The organism is Rhizobium mongolense USDA 1844 (genome assembly GCF_000419765.1).
GTDB classification, from domain to species: Bacteria; Pseudomonadota; Alphaproteobacteria; order Rhizobiales; family Rhizobiaceae; genus Rhizobium; species Rhizobium mongolense.
This window is the reverse complement of record NZ_ATTQ01000007.1, coordinates 228,969-249,371: the sequence shown is the minus strand read 5'-3', so window position 1 is coordinate 249,371 and position 20,403 is coordinate 228,969. Positions and strand designations below refer to the sequence as shown.

Annotated in this window: 15 protein-coding genes; 1 reads left to right on the top strand and 14 read right to left on the bottom strand. The window is 61.4% G+C overall.

The window, feature by feature from the left end:
- Window positions 1-3 precede the first annotated feature (3 nt).
- Together mfd and A3C3_RS0115870 are read right to left on the bottom strand one after the other, a co-directional pair.
- Window positions 4-3,510, bottom strand: a complete 3,507-nt coding sequence (gene mfd / locus A3C3_RS0115875; RefSeq protein WP_022715575.1) for a transcription-repair coupling factor — start codon at window positions 3,508-3,510, stop codon at window positions 4-6.
- A complete protein-coding gene (locus tag A3C3_RS0115870; RefSeq protein WP_028739692.1) occupies window positions 3,507-3,824 on the bottom strand; it encodes an FAD assembly factor SdhE in 318 nt (105 codons plus the stop codon). Before A3C3_RS0115870 ends, mfd begins: the two co-directional genes overlap by 4 nt.
- A 91-nt stretch (window positions 3,825-3,915) precedes the next feature.
- On the opposite strand from A3C3_RS0115870, the gene recG reads away from it, so the two are divergent.
- Window positions 3,916-6,021 (top strand): ATP-dependent DNA helicase RecG, encoded by a 2,106-nt coding sequence (gene recG, locus A3C3_RS0115865; RefSeq protein ID WP_022715573.1) that lies wholly within the window; start codon window positions 3,916-3,918, stop codon window positions 6,019-6,021.
- Here recG and A3C3_RS0115860 read toward each other — a convergent pair.
- The 12 genes from A3C3_RS0115860 to A3C3_RS0115805 form a co-directional block, all read right to left on the bottom strand.
- The gene (locus A3C3_RS0115860) at window positions 5,977-6,708 is read right to left on the bottom strand and encodes a DUF502 domain-containing protein (RefSeq protein ID WP_028739691.1); all 732 of its coding nucleotides are present in this window, start codon (window positions 6,706-6,708) and stop codon (window positions 5,977-5,979) included. The genes recG and A3C3_RS0115860 overlap by 45 nt on opposite strands.
- Window positions 6,709-6,823: 115 nt before the next feature.
- Window positions 6,824-8,650, bottom strand: a complete 1,827-nt coding sequence (gene glmS / locus A3C3_RS0115855; protein ID WP_022715572.1) for a glutamine--fructose-6-phosphate transaminase (isomerizing) — start codon at window positions 8,648-8,650, stop codon at window positions 6,824-6,826.
- Window positions 8,651-8,745: 95 nt separating this feature from the next.
- A complete protein-coding gene (gene glmU, locus A3C3_RS0115850) occupies window positions 8,746-10,110 on the bottom strand; it encodes a bifunctional UDP-N-acetylglucosamine diphosphorylase/glucosamine-1-phosphate N-acetyltransferase GlmU (protein ID WP_022715571.1) in 1,365 nt (454 codons plus the stop codon).
- 76 nt (window positions 10,111-10,186) lie between these two features.
- Window positions 10,187-10,939, bottom strand: a complete 753-nt coding sequence (locus tag A3C3_RS0115845; protein WP_022715570.1) for a FadR/GntR family transcriptional regulator — start codon at window positions 10,937-10,939, stop codon at window positions 10,187-10,189.
- A gap of 11 nt (window positions 10,940-10,950) precedes the next feature.
- Window positions 10,951-11,919: a galactofuranose ABC transporter, permease protein YjfF gene (gene yjfF / locus A3C3_RS0115840; RefSeq protein WP_022715569.1), complete on the bottom strand. Its 969-nt coding sequence runs from the start codon at window positions 11,917-11,919 to the stop codon at window positions 10,951-10,953.
- Window positions 11,916-12,932 carry an ABC transporter permease gene (locus A3C3_RS0115835; RefSeq protein WP_022715568.1) on the bottom strand — a complete coding sequence of 339 codons (1,017 nt, stop codon included), beginning with the start codon at window positions 12,930-12,932 and terminating at the stop codon, window positions 11,916-11,918. Before A3C3_RS0115835 ends, yjfF begins: the two co-directional genes overlap by 4 nt.
- On the bottom strand, window positions 12,929-14,452 hold the full coding sequence (gene ytfR, locus A3C3_RS0115830) for a galactofuranose ABC transporter, ATP-binding protein YtfR (protein ID WP_022715567.1): 1,524 nt from the start codon (window positions 14,450-14,452) through the stop codon (window positions 12,929-12,931). The genes A3C3_RS0115835 and ytfR overlap by 4 nt, the downstream gene beginning before the upstream one ends.
- Window positions 14,453-14,570: 118 nt before the next feature.
- The gene (gene ytfQ / locus A3C3_RS0115825) at window positions 14,571-15,533 is read right to left on the bottom strand and encodes a galactofuranose ABC transporter, galactofuranose-binding protein YtfQ (protein WP_022715566.1); all 963 of its coding nucleotides are present in this window, start codon (window positions 15,531-15,533) and stop codon (window positions 14,571-14,573) included.
- 145 nt (window positions 15,534-15,678) lie between these two features.
- Window positions 15,679-16,752, bottom strand: a complete 1,074-nt coding sequence (locus A3C3_RS0115820; protein WP_022715565.1) for a BMP family ABC transporter substrate-binding protein — start codon at window positions 16,750-16,752, stop codon at window positions 15,679-15,681.
- A 47-nt stretch (window positions 16,753-16,799) separates the two neighbouring features.
- The gene (locus A3C3_RS0115815) at window positions 16,800-17,717 is read right to left on the bottom strand and encodes an ABC transporter permease (RefSeq protein ID WP_022715564.1); all 918 of its coding nucleotides are present in this window, start codon (window positions 17,715-17,717) and stop codon (window positions 16,800-16,802) included.
- Window positions 17,714-18,811 (bottom strand): ABC transporter permease, encoded by a 1,098-nt coding sequence (locus A3C3_RS0115810; RefSeq protein WP_022715563.1) that lies wholly within the window; start codon window positions 18,809-18,811, stop codon window positions 17,714-17,716. Before A3C3_RS0115810 ends, A3C3_RS0115815 begins: the two co-directional genes overlap by 4 nt.
- Complete coding sequence (locus A3C3_RS0115805; RefSeq protein ID WP_022715562.1) at window positions 18,801-20,366, bottom strand: ABC transporter ATP-binding protein; 1,566 nt, start codon at window positions 20,364-20,366, stop codon at window positions 18,801-18,803. Before A3C3_RS0115805 ends, A3C3_RS0115810 begins: the two co-directional genes overlap by 11 nt.
- Between the last annotated feature and the right edge of the window lie 37 nt (window positions 20,367-20,403).

Here is a 20,403-nt window from a genome sequence, read left to right as displayed (position 1 = left end):
GGCCTACGGCTTTGCCATTTCGGCCAGCTGCGTCATGACGACGGCCGCGCCCTGCAGCCGCTTTTCCGGCGTCGGCAGGTCGCGGGTCAAAAACACGCTGTGGTCCGGACGGATCTTCGCCATCGTGCCCTGCTTGGCGATATACCCGACCAGGTTTGCTGGGTTCGGGAATTCCTTGTTGCGGAACTGGACGACCACACCCTTCGGGCCGGCGTCCAGCTTTTCGACATTGGCGATGCGGCAAAGCGATTTGATGTAGACGATCTTCAAAAGATGCTGCACCTCGATCGGCATCGGACCGAAGCGGTCGATCATTTCGGCGCCGAAGGCATCGATCTCCTTGAGCTCAGTGATCTCGCCGAGGCGACGATAGAGCGCCATGCGCAAATGCAGGTCCGGCACGTAGCCGTCCGGGATCATCACCGGCGTCCCGACCGAAATCTGCGGCGACCAGCCGGAATCCTGAATTTCGTCCACGCCCTTCACCTCAGCGACTGCCTCTTCCAGCATCTGCTGGTAAAGCTCGAAGCCGACTTCCTTGATATGGCCCGACTGCTCCTCGCCCAGAAGGTTACCCGCCCCGCGGATATCGAGGTCGTGGCTGGCGAGTTGGAAGCCGGCGCCGAGCGTATCCAGCGACTGCAGCACCTTGAGGCGACGCTCGGCAGTTGCCGTCAGCACCTTGTTGACCGGCAGCGTGAAGAGCGCGAAGGCGCGGACCTTCGAGCGGCCGACGCGGCCGCGGAGCTGATAGAGTTGCGCCAGACCGAACATGTCGGCGCGGTGGACGATCAGCGTGTTGGCTGTCGGGACATCGAGGCCGGATTCGACGATGGTCGTCGAAAGCAGCACGTCGTAGCGGCCCTCGTAAAAGGCATTCATGACGTCTTCGAGTTCGCCCGCCGGCATCTGACCATGGGCGACGGCAACCTTCAGCTCGGGAACATCCGACCGCAGGAAGGCATGCACGTCCTCGAGGTCCGCCAAGCGCGGACAGACGTAGAAGCTCTGGCCGCCGCGATAATGCTCGCGCATCAGCGTCTCGCGGATGACGAGGCTGTCGAAGGGCGAAATGAAGGTGCGCACCGCCATGCGGTCGACCGGCGGTGTTGTGATCAGCGACAGCTCGCGAACGCCGGTCATCGCCAGCTGCAGCGTGCGCGGGATCGGCGTTGCCGAAAGTGTCAGCACGTGGACATCGCTCTTCAGCTCCTTCAAGCGTTCCTTGTGCTTCACGCCGAAATGCTGCTCCTCGTCGATGATGAGGAGGCCGAGATTGGCGAATTTGATGCCGGCGCCGAGCAGCGCGTGCGTTCCGACGACGATATCGGTCTTGCCCTCGGCCACCTCCTTCTTCGTTAGAGCAAGTTCCTTCGCGCCGACAAGGCGCGAGGCCTGCTGGATACGCACCGGCAGGCCACGGAAGCGCTCGATAAAGGTCTTGAAATGCTGCCGCGCAAGCAGCGTCGTCGGCACGACGACGGCGACCTGAATACCGTTCATCGCCGCGATGAAGGCGGCGCGCAGCGCAACTTCCGTCTTGCCGAACCCGACGTCGCCGCAGACGAGGCGATCCATCGGGCGTCCGGCGCCAAGGTCGCCGCGCACAGCCTCGATGGCATTGTCCTGATCTTCCGTCTCATCGTAGGGGAAGCGGGCCGCAAACTCGTCGTAAAGCCCTTCCTGTGTCGCCAGCACCGGCGCGTGGCGGGTCAAACGCTCGGCCGCAATCCGGATCAACGCGTCCGCCATGTCGAGCAGGCGCTTTTTGAGTTTCGCCTTGCGCATCTGCCATGCGCCGCCGCCGAGCCTGTCCAGCTGGGCTTCGGTTCCCTCACCGCCATAACGGGACAGGAGATCGATGTTTTCGACCGGCAGGAAGAGCTTGGCGTCATCGGCATATTGCAGCTCTAGACAGGCATGCGGGGCGCCGGCCGCCTCGATTGTCTTCAGGCCGACGAAACGGCCGATGCCGTGTTCGGCGTGAACGACGATCGAACCTTCGTCGAGACCCGCAACTTCCGAAATGAAGTCGGCAGCGCGCTTACGGCGCTTCGTGCGGCGAACCATGCGGTCGCCGAGAATGTCCTGCTCGCCGATGACGATGAGGTCACCGATCTCGAAGCCCGACTCGAGGCTGAGCACGGCTGCCGCTGCCTCGCCCCTGTCCAGCGAATCGACGGCCTTCAACGCTTCGACCGGCTTGACGCGTTCCAGGCCATGTTCGTTCAGCACCTGCAGCAGGCGTTCAAGCGAACCTTCCGTCCAGGCGGTAATGAGAACCTTCGCGCCGCCTGCCCGTCTTTCGGCGATATGCTTGACGACAACATCGAAGATGTTGACGCGCTCGGCATTGCCGCCGCCTTCGGCATTCGCCCGCGCCCAGCGCTCGCCCTGGCGCGCACCAATATTGACGACGCGCCTTGCCTCGCCCTCGTGCTCGTTGAAGGGCGAAATACGTATGGTATTGAACGCATCCAGAGTCTTCGCAAAGATTTCACTGTCGAGATAAAGCTGACCGGGCGTCACAGGCTTATAGGGTGTTCCCTGCGCCATCTGGCCCTTGACGTGCTGGCCTGAGTTGAGGCGGGCATCGAAGTAGTCGAGAACGAGCTTCGAGCGCTCGTCGGCGGCCTCACGCACGGTATGATCCGTGACCATCCGAAAACCCTTCAGGTAATCGTAGACAGTCTCCAACTTCTCGTAGAAAAGCGGCAGCCAGTGCTCCATGCCGGGATAGCGGCGCCCTTCGGAAACGGCGAGATAAAGCGCGTCGTCGCGGGTCGCGGCGCCAAAGGCCGAGAGATAATTCTTGCGGAAGCGGCTGATTGTATCCGGCGTCAGCGTCACTTCGCTCATCGGGTTGAGATCGAGAGAACGCACCTGCCCGGTCGTGCGCTGGCTTGCCGGATCGAAGCTGCGGATACTCTCCAGCGTATCGCCAAAGAAATCGAGGCGGACCGGCTCTTCGGAGCCCGGAACGAAAACGTCGAGGATGCCACCGCGCACCGCATATTCGCCGACCTCGCGAACCGTCGCGACCCGGTCGAAGCCATTGCGCTCCAGACGGCCGGCGAGGTCGTCCATGCGTATCTGGTTGCCGGGGCGTGCCGAGAATGCCAGGCTCTCGATCACATCTTGCGGCGCCACCTTCTGCAGCATTGCGTTGACGGTAACGAGCACGATTGCCGCATGTGGCTTCTTGCGATGGGCGATCAGGCCGCTCAGTGCCGCCAGGCGGCGGGCCGAGGTATCGGCGCTGGGAGAAACGCGGTCGTAGGGTAGGCAGTCCCAGGCGGGCAGCGTAAGAACCGGAATGTCCGGCGCGACAAAGCCGAGCATTTGCTCCAGGTCGGCCATGCGCTGCCCGTCGGAAAGCACGTAGGCGACCGGTCCGCCAGCGCGTGCCAATTCGGCAAGCAGGAGCGGTTCCAGGCCGGACGGCACATTGCCGATCGTCAGCGGCTCGGCGGCGGCTGCGAGCTTGCTTGCATCAAATCCTGGGATCATTCCGGCTTCCTGGATGCGGTGTCGGTCGGGTATTCGAAATCCGGCCTGAAGGCTGCGAGGCGTTGGAACATCGGCGTTTGAAAGCGCTCCGGCACGGGCCATGTGCCCATAACCCAGCGCAGAAGGTCGTTATCTTCCTCGCCCATGATGGTTTCGAGCTCGTCGAGCTCTGCTTCGGAGAGCGTCGCCACCTCGGCTTCGGCGAACTGGCCGAACACCAGATCCATCTCGCGCAGCCCGCGATGCCAACAGCGGAACAATATGCGGCGGCGGCGCGGGTCGAGACCGGCACTCGAGAGTGTCACACCTGTCATGGCATCACCTTCCTGTTGATGCGCCTCTATAGCCCCTCGAAAGCGGCTTGTCAGCCTTGCCAATGCCCTATTCTTCATCGCATTTTGCAGCATGCGTCCCACCATCCTCGATCCGTTGTTTTCCCCCGTTTCGGCTCTTTCGGGCGTCGGCCCGAAGATTGCCGAGCTGCTGGTGAAGCTGCTTGGACGCGAGACACCGGACGACACGCGGATCATCGACCTGCTCTTCCATGCGCCGCATTCGCTGATCGATCGGCGCAACCAGCCGGGAATTGCGCGCGCGCCGCAAGGTGCGATTGTGACGATCACGGCGCGGGTCGACCGGCACCAACCCCCGCCGAGGGGCAAGAGCAATATCCCCTACCGCGTCTTCCTGCACGACGAGACGGGCGAACTCAGCCTCGTCTTCTTCCGCGGACAGGCGGCATGGCTGGACAAGCAGCTTCCGATCGACGAGGAGGTCACTGTCAGCGGCAAGATCGACTGGTTCAACGGCCGGGCAACGATGGTGCATCCGGACTACATCGTAAAGGCAGGCGATACGGAGAGCCTGCCGCTCGTCGAGCCGGTCTACCCGCTGACCGCCGGGCTCTCACCAAAAACGCTGCACAAAATCATCGAGGCGGCAGTGCTGCGAATGCCGGAACTGCCGGAGTGGATCGATCTTTCGCTAGTCCAGGCACAGGGGCTACCTTCGATCGCCGACAGCTTCCATATGCTGCATGAACCACGCGATGCAACGGACGTCGATCCGCAAGCCCCTGCCCGGCGAAGGCTCGCCTATGACGAGTTCCTTGCCGGACAGTTATCGCTCGCGCTGGTACGCCAGCGGCTTCGCAAGGTTTCCGGGCAGCCCGTCCATGCCACCGGCAGGATCAGCGGCAAGATCCTGCAGGCGCTGCCCTTCTCGCCCACGCGCAGCCAAACGGAAGCGATCGCCGACGTCCTGAAGGACATGGCTGGCGAAGATCGCATGCTGCGGCTGCTGCAGGGCGATGTCGGCTCCGGCAAGACGCTAGTGGCGCTGATGGCAATGGCCGCGGTGATCGAGTGCGGCGGACAGGCCGTTCTGATGGCTCCAACCGAGATCCTCGCGCGTCAGCACTACGCGACGATCTCCAAATTCGCCGCTTCTGCCGGTCTCGGTATCGAGGTCCTGACGGGCCGCACCAAGGGACGTGAGCGCGACGATATCCTGGGACGCATCGCTTCCGGCGAGGCCCAAATTATCATCGGCACGCATGCGCTCTTCCAGGAGAGCGTCAATTACAAGAACCTAATGCTGGCAGTCGTCGACGAGCAGCATCGCTTCGGCGTACACCAGCGGCTGCGGCTGACGGCGAAGGGCATCTCGCCACACATGCTGGTGATGACGGCAACACCCATTCCACGCACGCTGGTGCTCGCCGCCTTCGGCGACATGGATGTCTCGAAGCTCACCGAGAAACCCGCCGGCCGCAAGCCGATCCAGACGATCACCATACCGAGTGAACGGACCGGGGAAATCGTAGAGCGGCTGCAGAGCGCGCTTGCCGAAGGCAAGAAGGCCTATTGGATCTGCCCGCTGGTCGAGGAATCCGAAGAGCTCGACCTCATGTCCGCCGAAGAGCGGCATGCGACGCTGGTCTCAACGCTCGGACCGGGCATCGGCCTCATCCACGGCCGCATGAGCGGACCGGAGAAAGATGCCGTGATGATGGCGTTCAAGAACGGCGAACTCAGACTGCTGGTGGCGACGACCGTCGTCGAAGTGGGCGTTGACGTGCCGGATGCGACGATCATGGTGATCGAGCATGCCGAACGCTTCGGTCTCGCGCAGCTCCATCAGCTTCGCGGCCGCGTCGGCCGCGGCGACGAAGCTTCGACCTGCATCCTGCTCTACAAAGGCCCGCTCGGCGAAACCGGCCATGCGCGGCTTTCGATCATGCGGGAGACGGAGGACGGCTTCCGGATTGCCGAAGAAGACTTGAAGCTGCGCGGCGAAGGCGAACTGCTCGGCACCCTCCAATCCGGCACGCCCGGCTTCCGGATCGCAAGCCTCGAAGCGCATGCCGACCTTCTGGAGATCGCCCGAAGGGATGCCGCCTATCTGATCGAGCGCGACCCGGAACTCACGAGCGAACGCGGTTCCGCGTCCCGCACCCTGCTCTATCTATTCCGGCGCGACGAAGCGATCCGCTTTCTTCGCGCGGGCTAGCAGTCTCGGTTTTCCCGGAACCGCCGGCTCCTTGGACGGCTTGGCCGGAAAGTCTGGCGCCACGAGGCCGCCGGAGACGAGCAGCTTGGCGCCGTCTTCTGCGCTCATGTCGAGCAGGACGATCTTTTCGCGCGGCACGAAGATCAGAAAGCCCGCGGTCGGTATTGGCGTCGGCGGCAGGAACACGCTCACCATATCCTGGCCCATAGCATTGAACTTCGAAGCGATCTCGCCCTTTGCATCGGTTGCGATGAACACCAGCGCCCAGAGCCCGGGGCTCGGATACTCGATGAGGCCCACCTTCTTGAAGGAATTGCTCCGTTCCTCCAGCACCGTCTCGAATATCTGCTTCACGCTTCTGTAGATGCTGCGCACCAGCGGCACGCGGCGTACCACCGACTCGCCGAACTGCACGATGGTCTGGCCGATAAGGTTCTTGCCGAGAAAACCGATGATGGTGATGAAGATCATCGCGATCACCAGGCCGGAGCCGGGCACGGCGAAATTGAGGTAGCTGTCCGGATCGTAACGCGCCGGAATGTAGGGCTTCACCCAGCTGTCAGCCCACCGGACGACAGACCATGTCAGCCACAGCGTGATCGCAATCGGAGCACAGATGATAAGGCCCGCAAGGAAGTTGTTTCTCATGCGGGTCGCTATCGGCAATCGGGGTAGTTTGTGCGTCATCGCTCGCGATGAACTCCCTTGAACCTACCGGCTGTCGTGATCAGGCGCTCCCCGCACCTGGAACGAAGCTGCCAGAATTCGGCCCCTTTCACAAGCCTTCCGGCGGCTTTCCGATTCACTCCACCGTGACCGATTTTGCAAGGTTTCGTGGCTGGTCGACATCCGTGCCCATGAAGACGGCGGTGTGGTAGGCAAGCAGTTGGATCGGCAGCGAGAAGATCATTGGCGCGATGATCTCAGGGACGTTCGGAAGCGCGATCGTCGCCATTGTTGGCAGCTTGGAGGCAGCAGCACCTGCTTCGTCGGTGATGAAGATGATTCGGCCGCCGCGGGCTGCGACTTCCTGCATGTTCGAAACGGTCTTTTCGAAGAACCGGTCGTAAGGAGCGATCACGATGACCGGCATATTCTCGTCGATCAGCGCGATCGGCCCGTGCTTCAATTCGCCCGCCGCATACCCTTCCGCATGGATATAGGAAATCTCCTTGAGCTTCAGCGCACCTTCCATCGCCAGCGGGAAGCTGGTGCCGCGGCCGAGATAAAGCACGTCGCGGCACTTGGAGAGTTCGCGTGAGAGACTTTCCATCTGCGGCTGGACCAGGTTCAGCACGCGGCTCATGATGCGCGGCATTTCGGCGAGCTGCCGGACGAGCCCCTTTTCCTCATCGGCGCTGACGGTGCCGCGCGCCTTGCCGGCACCGATCGCCAGAGACGCGAGGACGGCCAGCTGGCAGGTGAAGGCCTTCGTCGAAGCAACTCCGATTTCAGGACCGGCCATGATCGGGAAGACGGCATCGGATTCGCGCGCGATCGTCGACTCCTGTACATTGACCACGGCGCCGATCTTCAGGCCCTGTTCCTTGCAATACCGGAGCGATGCGAGCGTGTCGGCGGTCTCGCCCGACTGCGAGATGAAGAGCGCCGCCGACTGCGGAGACAGCGGGATTTCGCGGTAGCGGAACTCGGAAGCGACATCGATCTCGACCGGCAAACGGGCATAACGCTCGAACCAGTATTTGCCGATCAGGCCGGCGAGATAGGCGGTGCCGCAGGCCGAGATTGCGAGGCCGCTGACTGTCTTGAAATCAATCTCCGACGCATTAGCACCAATCGTGTTCTCGGCAAAATTCATGTAGTGGCTGAGCGCGTGGGAGATGACCTCCGGCTGCTCATAGATTTCTTTCTCCATGAAGTGACGATGGTTGCCCTTGTCGACAACATAGGCCGTCGCCTGCGATATCTGCCGCGGGCGGTTTATCGGATTGCCGGAGAAATCGACGATAGTCGCACCGTCGTGGGTGATGACCGCGCAGTCGCCGTCAACGAGATAGGTGATTTCGTTGGTGAAGGGCGAAAGAGCGATTGCATCCGAGCCCAAGAACATCTCGCCATTGCCGAAGCCGATAGCAAGCGGCGGGCCGGAACGCGCGGCCAGCAACGTGCCCGGATCGCTCTGCAGCATGACGACGAGCGCATAGGCGCCCGTCACGCGGTTCAGCATCCTCAGCATGGCAGCGCGGGGCTCAAGCCCTTCGCGTAGGTATTTCGCCATCAAGTGGGCGACGACTTCGGTGTCGGTCTGGCTTTCGAAAACTGCACCTTCTGCGATGAGCTCGTCACGCAGATCCGAGAAGTTTTCGATGATGCCATTGTGGACGACCGCCACGCCCTCGACGAAATGCGGGTGTGCATTGGTCTCGTTCGGAACGCCGTGCGTTGCCCAGCGCGTATGGGCGATGCCGGTCGTACCGGGCAGCGGCTCGACGTCGAGGCACTTCTCGAGATTGAAGAGTTTGCCCTCGGCGCGGCGGCGGCTCATCACGCCCTCGTGGATCGTCGCGACGCCCGCCGAATCGTAACCTCGATATTCGAGCCGCTTCAGCGCATCAACCAAACGTTCCGCGACCGGCTGACTGCCGACGATCCCCACAATACCGCACATGAAAATGTCCCCAACGCTTCGAAAATAACGAGCCAGTCCTAGCGATTATCTGTTATTTCTCAATCGGTCAGCCGGTCACTTTCGATTTCCGGCCGTTACTCAGTCTTGGCTTGCTTTGCGGCCTTGATCGCCTGCGCGCGCTCGCGGATCGCCTTGGCGCGCTCCGGCTTCATTTCCTGGCGCGCCCGGCCGAAAGCGAGCGCCTCGGCAGGGACATTGTGGGTGATGACGCTGCCCGACGCAATATAGGCGCCGTCGCCAATGCTGACCGGAGCAACCAGCGCACTGTTAGAGCCGATGAAGGCGTTGGCGCCGATGCGGGTCTCGTGCTTGTTAACGCCGTCATAATTGCAGGTGATCGTGCCCGCGCCGATATTGGCACCGGCGCCGATGACCGCATCGCCGATATAGGTCAGGTGGTTGACCTTGGCGCCCTCACCGATCTGCCCGTTCTTCACCTCGCAGAAGTTGCCGACCTTCGATCTCTCGCCGAGATCGGCGCCCGGCCGCAGGCGTGCAAAGGGACCGACCGTGGCACCGACGCTCACATGCGCGCCTTCGATATGGGAGAAAGCATGGATCACCGCGCCGCCGTCGATCACCGCGCCCGGACCGAAGACGACGTTCGGCTCGATCAGCGCATCCTGGCCGATGACGGTGTCGTGCGACAGGTAAACCGTTTCGGGGGCGATCATCGTCACGCCGGAGATCATCAATTCGTGGCGGCGGCGCTCCTGCCAGAAACGCTCGATCGCCGCGAGTTCTGCCCTGTTGTTGCAGCCGGTCATTTCCACTTCCGGCGCATCGACGGCCGTTACCCGGCCGCCGAGCGAGCGGGCAATCTCGACGAGGTCTGTGAGATAGTATTCGCCTTTGGCGTTGATGTTTTCAATGCGCGCAAGGAGATCGAGCGCCTTGCGGCCGTTGATCGCCATCAGGCCACTGTTGCACCATTTGACGGCGCGCTCCGCATCGGTCGCGTCCTTCTCCTCGCGGATCGCAATCAATTCGCCGTCCTTGACGAGTAACCGGCCGTAGCCTGTGGGCTTGCTCGTATGGAAGCCGATGACGACGATGTCGCTGCCCTCCGCCAGACCCTGGCGCGCCGCCTTCAGCGGACCCTCGGTTTGTAACGGGACATCGCCATACGTCACCAGGATATCGTCGTAGCCGCGAGCGATCGCTTCGCGTGCCGCAAGAACTGCATGTCCGGTTCCGAGGCGCTCCTTCTGCAAGTGTGCCTCGACCGCGACGCCGCCGATACTGGCGGCCTTCGAGACTTCGTCGGCATCACGCCCGACGACGAGAGCGACCGACGAAATGCCGGCCTTCGCCACGGCGTCCACGACGTGTGCGATCATCGGCCGGTTGGCGACCGAATGCAGCACCTTCGATTTCGAGGATTTCATGCGTGTGCTGTCGCCGGCGGCAAGAATGACGGCAAGGCAGGTGCGTTCCATGGGCAGGCTCCGGGAATCCTTTGTTCAGCTCTGCCTCATAGCAGCAAGGCGAACCGGCGACAAAGATGAATTTGGATCAGGCGGAAACCTCGGAGAACGCCGCATAGGCGTCACGCACATGTTTGCGGCCTTCAACGATAACATCTTCCATCGCCTTGCGGGCGCCGGCAACGTCGCCGGCGACGATCGCATCGACAATGCGCATATGCGTGTCGGCGATGTTGGCAAAACCGTTCTGCGATGGCGGCGTGCTCAGGCGGAACATGCCGACGAGGGCCGCCTCGATCAGACTTCCGAGCGTGCGCATGAATGGGTTGTGGGAAGCATCCGCTACGGCGAGATGGAATTTCAGGTCGGCGAGCGCAAGGCTCTCCGTCGTGTGGCCGGGCGCAGCCATATCGAGCGCCAATGCACGCAGCGTCGCGATGTCATCGGCGTTTGCACGTTCTGCCACAAGGCCCGCGGCGAAAGGTTCCACAGCAAGACGGATGTCGTAGAGCTGCAGCAGGAATTCTTCGGTAACGCCGTGGTCGAAGTGCCAGGCGATGATCTCGCTGTCGAACATGTTCCAGAGGGTCTTCTCCGTCACACGCGTGCCCACGCGGGCCTTGGCGACAACCATGCCCTTGGCTGCAAGCGTCTTCATCGTTTCGCGAAGGACGGTGCGGGAGACCTTGAAGCGCTGGGCAAGCTCGACGTCACCGGGCAAAATCGAGCCGACCGGATAGGTTCCGGCGACGATGGCCTTGCCAAGCTCGTCCACGACCTGCGCGTGGCTCGTGCGGGTCTTCCGGCCGGTCCTTCGTGTTTCAAGCAAACGGTTGCGCAACAAGTCCTCCGTCAGGCGTACCTCTTGTTCAAACTGGACAAGAACAGGATCGCCTTTTGCATCAGGATAAACGCAAAGAGCAAAAGGCCGATCAGGATTTTCGTCCACCAGCTCGAGAGCGTCCCGTCGAAGGTGATGTATGTCTGAATAAGCCCCTGTATCAGGAGACCGATGAAGGTTCCCGCTACGAATCCTGCTCCCCCGGTCAGAAGAGTCCCCCCAATGACCACCGCCGCGATGGCGTCAAGCTCGACACCGACCGCCGCCAGGGAATATCCGGCAGACGTATAGAGCGAAAAAACGATTCCGGATAGGCCCGCCAAAAAGCCGGAGAGCGCGTAGATCCGGATGGTCGTCGGGCCGACCGGCACACCCATCAACTCCGCCGTCTGGACGCCGCCGCCGAGCGCGTAGACATTTGCTCCAAAGCGGGTGCGATGCGCAATGAAGACGCCGGCGATGAAAACCAGCAGCATGACCCCACCGACCAGCGTCAGGCGTCCGCCGCCCGGCAGGCGATAGTAAATGCCGGTCAGCGTCGAATAGTAATCGTGATCGATGGGAATACTGTCGATCGAAAGCACGTAGGACATGCCGCGCGCCAGGAACATGCCGGCAAGCGTCACGATGAAGGCCGGCATCTTCAGATAGTGGATCACCGCGCCCGTCAGTCCACCGAAGGCAGTGGTGATGGCGAGAACCAACGCAAAGGCTGCCAGCGGATGAATCGAGGTGTCCCGCAGCACGACGGCAAGGAACACGCCGGTAAAGGCGATGACCGAGCCGATCGATAGGTCGATACCACCTGAGATGATGACGAAGGTCATGCCGACCGCGGCAATTCCCAGGAAAGCGTTGTCGGTCAGCAGATTGCCGGCGACGCGGGTGGAGAGCATGTTCGGGTACTGCAGCGCGCAGGCCGCATAGGAAAGGACGAAGATGACGATGGTTGCCAGGAGCGGCAGGTATTTCGAGTTCATTTCAACAGCTCCGCTCTGACTTCCGGCTTGCGGCTGAAGAAGACTGCGGCGGATTGCAGCGCAGGCGACTGGATGATGAGAATGATCAGGACGATCACGGCCTTGATGATCAGGTTGAACTCCGGGGGGAAACCGGACAGCAGGATGCCGGTATTGACCGCCTGGATGATCATCGCCCCGATCAGGGAGCCGAGAATGCTGAAGCGCCCGCCGAGGAGAGAATTACCGCCCACGACGACCGCAAGGATCGCATCGAGCTCCAGCCAGAGACCGGCATTGTTGGCATCAGCACCCTTGATGTCGGCGGCCACGACAATGCCCGCGATCGCCGCACAGAGCGCGCTCAGCATATAGACCGCCATCAAAAGAACGGGCGTGCGAACCCCGGAAAGCGTGCTGGCACGGCGATTGATGCCGACCGATTCGATCAGCATGCCGAGTGCGGTCCGCCTGACGAGCAGGATCACCAACGCGCCGGCGATCAGCCAGATCACGACGGGCATCGGCAAAAAGACGAAGGAGCCGCTACCAAAGAATATCAGACCCGGATCATTGAAAGTCATGATCACGCCTTCGGTGATCAGCTGGGCGATGCCGCGTCCGGCGACCATCAGCACAAGCGTGGCGATAATCGGCTGGATATTCAGGATCGCCACCAAGAAGCCGTTCCAAACGCCGCAAAGCAGCCCGACGCAAAGCGTCGTGATCAGCGTGTAGGCCAGCGAATTGCCGGAGACGATCGACGATGCGGCCACCGCACCGCAGATCGCAATGACGGCGCCGACGGAAAGATCGATGCCCTTCGTCGCGATCACCAGCGTCATGCCGATGGCGAGCAGGGCAACGGGGGCGCCGCGGTTCAGGACGTCGATCAGACTTCCATAGAGGCGGTCATTCTGAACGACGACATTAAAGAACTGCGGAAACATGATGAAATTCAACAAAAGAATGACGGCCAGCGCAATCAATTGCGGCGCCAGGCGTACGGCAAGCGCCTTCAGCGAGGAACTCATGCATCCTCCATTTTCTGTTCGGCCGCGACGATCGCGTCGATGATGTGGGATGCCGTCAAGCGGTCTCCAGCAAGCTCGGCAATATGCTCGCGGTCGCGAAGGACGACGACGCGTGAACTATAGGCGACAAGCTCTTCCAATTCAGATGAAATCACGATCAGCGACATGCCCTTTGCACAAAGCTCCTCGATCAGCCGGATGATCTCCGCATGGGCCCCGACGTCGATGCCGCGCGTCGGCTCGTCGAGGATCAGGAAATCAGGATTGGTGGCAAGCCAGCGCGCGAGGATGGCTTTCTGCTGGTTGCCGCCCGAAAGCAGCCGGATCGGTTTCTCGCGGTCGGTCGTGCGGATATCGAGCGCCTTGATATATTGGTCCGCAAGAGCATTCTGTTCGCCGCGCGACAGCGGTCTTGCCCAGCCGCGGCGGGCTTGAAGCGCCAGCGCGATATTCTCGCGGATCGACAGATCGCCGATAATCCCGTCGGTCTTGCGGTCCTCCGGGCAGAAACCGAAGCCGTGCCTGATCGCAGCGCGCGGGCTCGACAGCGCCACAACCTTTCCATCGATCACCGCCCTGCCGCTGTCGGCGTGCTCTATGCCAAAGAAAAGTTCTGCCGTCTCTGTACGTCCAGAACCGAGCAGGCCGGCTATGCCGACGACTTCGCCCACGCGAATGTCGAGATCGAAAGGCTTTACCTTGCCGCGCTTGCCATAGCCCTCGAAGCGATATTTGACGCTGCCCGCAGCGGCCGTGCGTTCCTTTGCGGCCTCTTCCGTCTGCGCCAGTTCGCGGCCGAGCATCATCGGGATCAGCGCCTGCCGCGGCAGTTCCGCCACTTCCCGGGTGCCGACAAGCCTGCCGTTGCGAAGCACCGTGATGCGGTCGCTGATCTCGTAAACCTGTTCAAGAAAATGTGTAATAAACACAATTCCTAATCCACGCTTCCTCAAGTCATTGATGACATTGAAGAGCATCGCGACTTCGTGCGTATCGAGGCTCGCGGTCGGCTCGTCGAGGATCAGAACCTTGCCGGAAAGATCGACCGCACGGGCGATGGCGATCACCTGCTGGACGGCGACGGAAAAGCGCTCGAGCTGTGCCGTGACATCGATGTCCAAGCCATATTGCGCCAGCAGTTCGCGAGCCATCCGGTTCATTGCGCGCGTATCGACCATGCCGAAACGCCGCGGCTGACGGCCAAGGAAAAGGTTCTCGGCGACGCTGAGATTCGGCAGGAGGTTCACCTCCTGATAGACGGTTCCGATGCCGAGCCTCTGTGCCGCCAGCGTATCGGTGGGGTCGATCTCGCTGCCCTCGAGCGCAAGTCTTCCCTCGTCGCGGCGATAGGCGCCGGTCAGGCATTTAATGAGTGTGGATTTGCCGGCTCCGTTTTCGCCGAGCAGCGCATGGACTTCGCCCTTGCGAAGCGTGAAATCGACCTTGTCCAACGCCACGGCGCCGGGGAAGAATTTCGATATTCCGGACGCGACGAGAACGTTCTCGAAATCGTGAATCATGGTTCGATATTTTCCAGATATGACCGCTCATGCCCTTGCACTTGCCGGACATGATGTCCCGCTCGCACGGGCAGCGCCGCACCGGTCCATGAGGGACCAGGTGCGGCCACAGTGTCAATTAGTAACCGAGGCCCTTTTTGGCTTCGTAGACCTTCATGGGATCATCAGCCGGCGTGTAGAGCTTCGATTCCGTCTGGATCCACTTCGGCGGTTCCTTCTTGTCCTTCAGGTAGGCGTCAAGCACATCGAATGCCGGGCCGGCCATGTTCGGCGTAAGCTCGACCGTCGCGTTGGCTTCGCCTGCCGCCATCGCCTGGAAGATGTCCGGAACGGCGTCGATCGAGACGACGAGGATATCCTTGCCGGGCTTCAGGCCGGCTTCCTTGATCGCCTGAATGCCGCCGACGGCCATATCGTCGTTATGGGCATAAAGCGCGCAGATGTCCTTACCGCCGTTTTCAGCCTTCAGGAAGCTTTCCATGACTTCCTTGCCCTTGGCGCGGGTGAAGTCGCCGGTCTGGCTGCGGACGATCTTGAAGTTGTCGTGGCCGGCAAGCGCCTCCTCGAAGCCCTTCTTGCGGGCAATCGCCGGCGAGGAGCCGGTGGTGCCCTGCAATTCGACGATATTGCACTTCTTGTCGCCGGCATTCTTGACGAGCCACTCGCCCGCAACCTTGCCTTCATGGACCTGGTCGGAGGTCACAGCCGTCAGATAGAGATCATCCGGAGCCTTGATGGTACGGTCGAGCAGGATGACCGGGATTTCGGCTTCCTTGGCTTCCTTGAGGACATCGTCCCAGCCGGTTTCGACGACGGGAGCGAGGAAAATCGCGTTGACGCCTTGTGCAACGAAGGAGCGCAGCGCCTTGATCTGGTTCTCCTGCTTCTGCTGGGCATCCGAAAATTTCAGATCAACGCCGCGCTTCTCAGCTTCCTGCTTCGTCACCGTCGTCTCAGCGGCACGCCAGCCGGACTCCGAGCCGATCTGTGAAAAGCCCACGACAAGCTCAGCTGCGGATGCGGAACCGAACATGCAGGCAGCCAAAACCGTGGCACTCAAAAGTGCATTTTTCAATTTCATGATTGTCTCTCCCAAATGCCGCTCCTCGCGGCGCAGGAGTGAAAAAATCATATAGTATTACTTTTGTAAATTACTATTTTAGGATCGCTCGCAAAAAAAAGGCGCTCCGAGAGGGAGCGCCTTTTGCAACTGCGAAAGCCGGCGATTATTGCGGCAGTTTGTCGTCGACGCCCTGGACGTAGAAGTTCATGCCGAGCAGCGTGCCATCATCGGCCTTCTCGCCATCCTTCAGCCAGGGCGTACCGTCCTGCTTGTTGATCGGGCCGGTGAAGGGATGCAGTTCGCCAGACTTGATCTTGGCCTCGGTTTCTTCGGCCATTTTCTTCACGTCGTCCGGCATGTTCGTGTAGGGCGCCATGGTCAGGATGCCGTCCTTCAGGCCGTCCCAGATCTGTTCAGACTTCCAGGTGCCGTCGAGCAGGGCCTTTGTGCGCTTGGTATAGTAGGCGCCCCATGTGTCGACGATTGCCGTCAACTGGGTCTTCGGACCGGCCTTGATCATGTCCGATGCCTGACCGAAGGCCATGATGCCGCGTTCGGCAGCAACCTGCATCGGCGCCGTGGTGTCGGTGTGCTGTGTCAAGATGTCGACGCCCTGGTCGATCAGTGCCTTGGCGGCGTCGGCTTCCTTGCCCGGGTCGAACCAGGTGTTGGCCCATACGACCTTCAGCTTGAAGTCGGGATTGACGGACTTCGCGCCGAGTTCGAATGCGTTGATCCCCATCACCACTTCCGGAATCGGGAAGGAAGCGATGTAGCCAGCGAGGCCCTTCTTCGACATCTTGGCGGCGATCTGGCCCTGAATGTAGCGGCCCTCATAGAAGCGCGAATTGTAGGTCGCGACGTTTTCCGCTGCCTTGAAGCCCGTTGCGTGCTCAAACTTCACTTTCGGGAACTTCTGGGCGACCTTGACGGTGGCATCCATGAAGCCGAATGAGGTGGTGAAGATCAGCGAGCAGCCGGAGCGGGCCATGCGCTCGATCGCGCGCTCGGCATCCGGGCCCTCCGGAACGCTTTCGAGGTAAGGTGTTTCGACCTTGTCGCCGAATTCCTTTTCGACTTGCTGGCGACCGATTTCATGGGCTTGCGTCCAGCCGCCGTCCGTCCGGGTGCCGACATAGATGAAGCAGACCTTGGTCTTGTCTGCGGCTTGTGCGGCCGAGCCGACGCTGATGACAAGCGCTGCTGTTGCCGCAAGTGCGAGTGCTAGTTTCTTCATTTTAGCCCCTGTTGGTTGGGAGTTTGAAACCCGTCTGTTGTTGTGCGTCACCGGTCAGGCACGAAAGCCTTGCCAAGTGATGCCGGCGTATTGATCAACGTCGTGCGCCGATTATGGGAAATGATAATGAGAACGACAATAGTCGCGGCATAAGGCAGCATCGAAAGAAACTGCGACGGAATGCCGATTCCAAAGGCCTGCGCGTGAAGCTGGCCGATCGAGACCGCACCGAATAGATAGCCTCCCGCAAGCACCCGCCACGGCCGCCAGGACGCAAAGACGACGAGCGCAAGCGCGATCCAGCCGCGCCCCGCCGCCATGTTCTCGACCCATTGCGGCGTATAGACGAGCGATAGCTGCGCGCCGGCAAGCCCCGCACAGGCGCCGCCGAACATGACCGCCAGGTAGCGGGTACGAATGACATCGATCCCGAGCGCGTGTGCCGAACTGTGATTGTCGCCGATCGCTCGCAACTTCAGGCCTCGGCGGCTTTTGAAGAGGAACCAGTTGATTCCGATGACGAGTGCAATCGACAGATAGAACACCAGATCCTGATGAAAAAGCACCGGTCCGATGAAGGGAATGTCGGAAAGATACGGAATGTAGATCTGCGGAACCTTGATACCGGGGATGCCGACATAGCTCTCGCCGAGCATCCCGGAGGCCCCAAGCCCGAGGATCGTCAGCGCAAGACCGGTCGCGACCTGATTGGTTACCAGCGTCAGCGTCAGGAAGCCGAAGAGAAGCGAGAACACTGCCCCGGTCGCGATACCGGCCAGCAGGCCGACATAAGGCGATCCGGTGGCCTGGGCGGCCGCAAAGGCGCCGACAGCGCCCATGATCATCATACCCTCAACGCCAAGGTTCAAGACACCAGCGCGCTCTGTCACAAGTTCGCCGAATGCAGCGATCACGAGAGGCGTAGCGGCCGTGATGACGGTCAGCAAGATGGCTTCGAAGATCATTGCGCCACCTTTCCGGTGACTGTCTGCACCCGCGACCAGACGATCCTGATCCTGTAGAAGATCAGCGTGTCGCACGAGAGCACGAAAAAGAGCAGGAGCCCCTGGAAGACACGCGTCACCTTGTCGGACACCCCGATCGAGAGCTGTGCCGCCTCGCCGCCGAGATAGGTAAGCGCCAGCACTAGGCCGGAAGCGGTGATGCCGAGCGGATTGAGGCGTCCGAGAAAGGCGACGATGATCGCCGTGAAGCCGTAACCCGGCGAAATGGCCGGCTGCAGGTGGCCGATCGAACCGGACACTTCGGAAATGCCGGCGAGACCGGCAAGCGCGCCGGACAACAGAAAGCTGAACCAGATCATCCGCCTCGAGGAGAAGCCCGCAAAGCGCCCTGCCCGCTCGGACTGGCCGAGCACGACGACCTCGAAGCCCTTCAGCGTATAACGCATCATAAACCAGACGAGGATTGCCGCGAGGATCGCGAAGATGAAGGCCCAGTGCGCGCGCCCCGACTCCTCCCAGATAGCCGGAAGGACCGCCTCCGGAGCAAAGTCGCGCGAAACGGGAAAATTGAAGCCCTTCGGATCGCGCCAGGCACCACGGATCAGCCAATCGAGGAAAAGCTGGGCGATATAAACCAGCATCAGCGAAGTCAGGATTTCATTGGTATTGAAGTGCGCCTTCAAGAGTGCCGGGATGGCGGCGAAGAGCGCGCCGCCGATGGCGCCCATGAGGAGCATCAGCGGCAGCACGAGCGGCGAATGCCAATCGTAGAAGACGATCGGCAGGATCGAGCCTGCGATCGCCCCGATGGTGAACTGGCCCTCGGCGCCGATATTCCAGTTGTTCGAGCGGTAGCAAACCGAAAGGCCGACTGCGATCAGGATGAGCGGCGCGGCCTTGATCGCCAGTTCGTGCAGCGACCAGACTTCAAGCAAGGGTTCGACGAAGAAGGCGTTCAGCGCCCCGACCGGATCCTTGCCGAGCAAAGCGAACATGATGCTGCCTGCAACCAACGTCAGCACCAGTGCCAGGAGCGGCGAAATGAACCCGAAGAGTTTCGAGACCTGCGGCCGTTTTTCGAGTTCAATGCGCATCGGCGGTCTCCGCGGCAGGCCCGCTTTCATGTAGACCGCCCATCAGGATGCCGATCCGCTCACGGGTCAGTTCACCGGCCGGGAACGGCGGCGAAAGACGCCCTTCCGAGATGACGGCGATATCGGTTGCGACTTCGAATATCTCATCGAGGTCCTGACTGATGACGACGACGGCAGACCCGGCGCGTGCGAGATCGACGAGCGCCTGACGAATGTGGCTCGCAGCCCCTGCGTCGACGCCCCAGGTCGGCTGATTGACGACGAGGACGGCCGGCTGGCGGTCGAGCTCCCGGCCGACGATGAACTTCTGGAGATTGCCGCCCGACAACGCCCCTGCGGCGGGATCCTCACCGCTCTTGCGGACGTCCATGCTTTCCGAAATGCGTTTTGCCGCACTCCTCACCGCTCCGCGCCGGATGACCTTGAGAAAGCCGCCGCCAAGGAACGCCTTGCGGTCCGACTGGCTGCGCGCGAGCACCACATTATCCGAAAGCTTCATGGCCGAAACTGCGGCGTGGCCGTGTCGCTCTTCCGGGACGAAGCCTGCACCGAGCAGGCGGCGGGCGGTGATGCCCTGCGTGCCGACAGGCCTCCTTCGGATCATGATCGCCTCAGGCTGCGCCACCGGATACTCGCCGGACAAGGCGTCGAAAAGCTCGCCCTGCCCGTTTCCGGCAACACCGGCAATCGCCAGGATTTCGCCGGAGCGGACCGCAAGCGACACATCCCTGAGCGGTGTGGCAAAGGGCGTACGCGGAGCGACCGAAAGGCTCGTTACTGCAAGTTGAACGTCCCCCACATTGCCGCGATCGGGATGGCTCACGCTCGGCACCTGGGAGCCGACCATCATTCTGGCGAGGGAACCGGGAGTCTCCCGCTTCGGATCGCAGGCGCCGGTAACCCTGCCGTGGCGAAGCACGGTTGCGCGATCGCAAATGCGCTGCACCTCCTCCAGGCGATGGCTGATATAGAGCACCGAGCGGCCCTCCGCCTTCAGCTTGAAGAGCGTTTCGAAAAGTTTGTCGGCCTCCTGCGGCGTCAGAACTGAGGTCGGCTCGTCGAGGATGATCAGCTTCGGATTCTGCAGCAAAGCGCGGACGATTTCGATGCGCTGACGCTCCCCGACGGAAAGGTCGGCCACGTGGGCGTGCGGATCGAGCGGCAGCCCGTAAGCGCGCGACAATGCCCTCGCCTCTTCGGCGATCCGGCCGATCGGAATCTTGTCATCGAGGGAGAGCGCGATATTTTCGGCGACCGTCAGGGCTTCGAAGAGCGAGAAATGCTGGAAGACCATGCCGATGCCGAGCTTGCGGGCTTCTCCAGGCGCGCCAACCGCAACCGGCTTTCCCTCCCAAAGGATATCGCCGGCCGTCGGCTCCAAAACGCCAAACAGCATCTTCACCAGCGTGGACTTGCCTGCGCCGTTCTCTCCGAGAAGCGCGTGGATTTCGCCCGGAGCGATATCGAGATCGACTTCGTTGCAGGCGGTAAAGCTACCGAAGAGCTTCGTCAGTTTCTGGACCGACAATAACGCACCGGACGGCAGCGCATTCAATGACGACACGTTCCCCTCATTTCCCTCTGCCGACCTG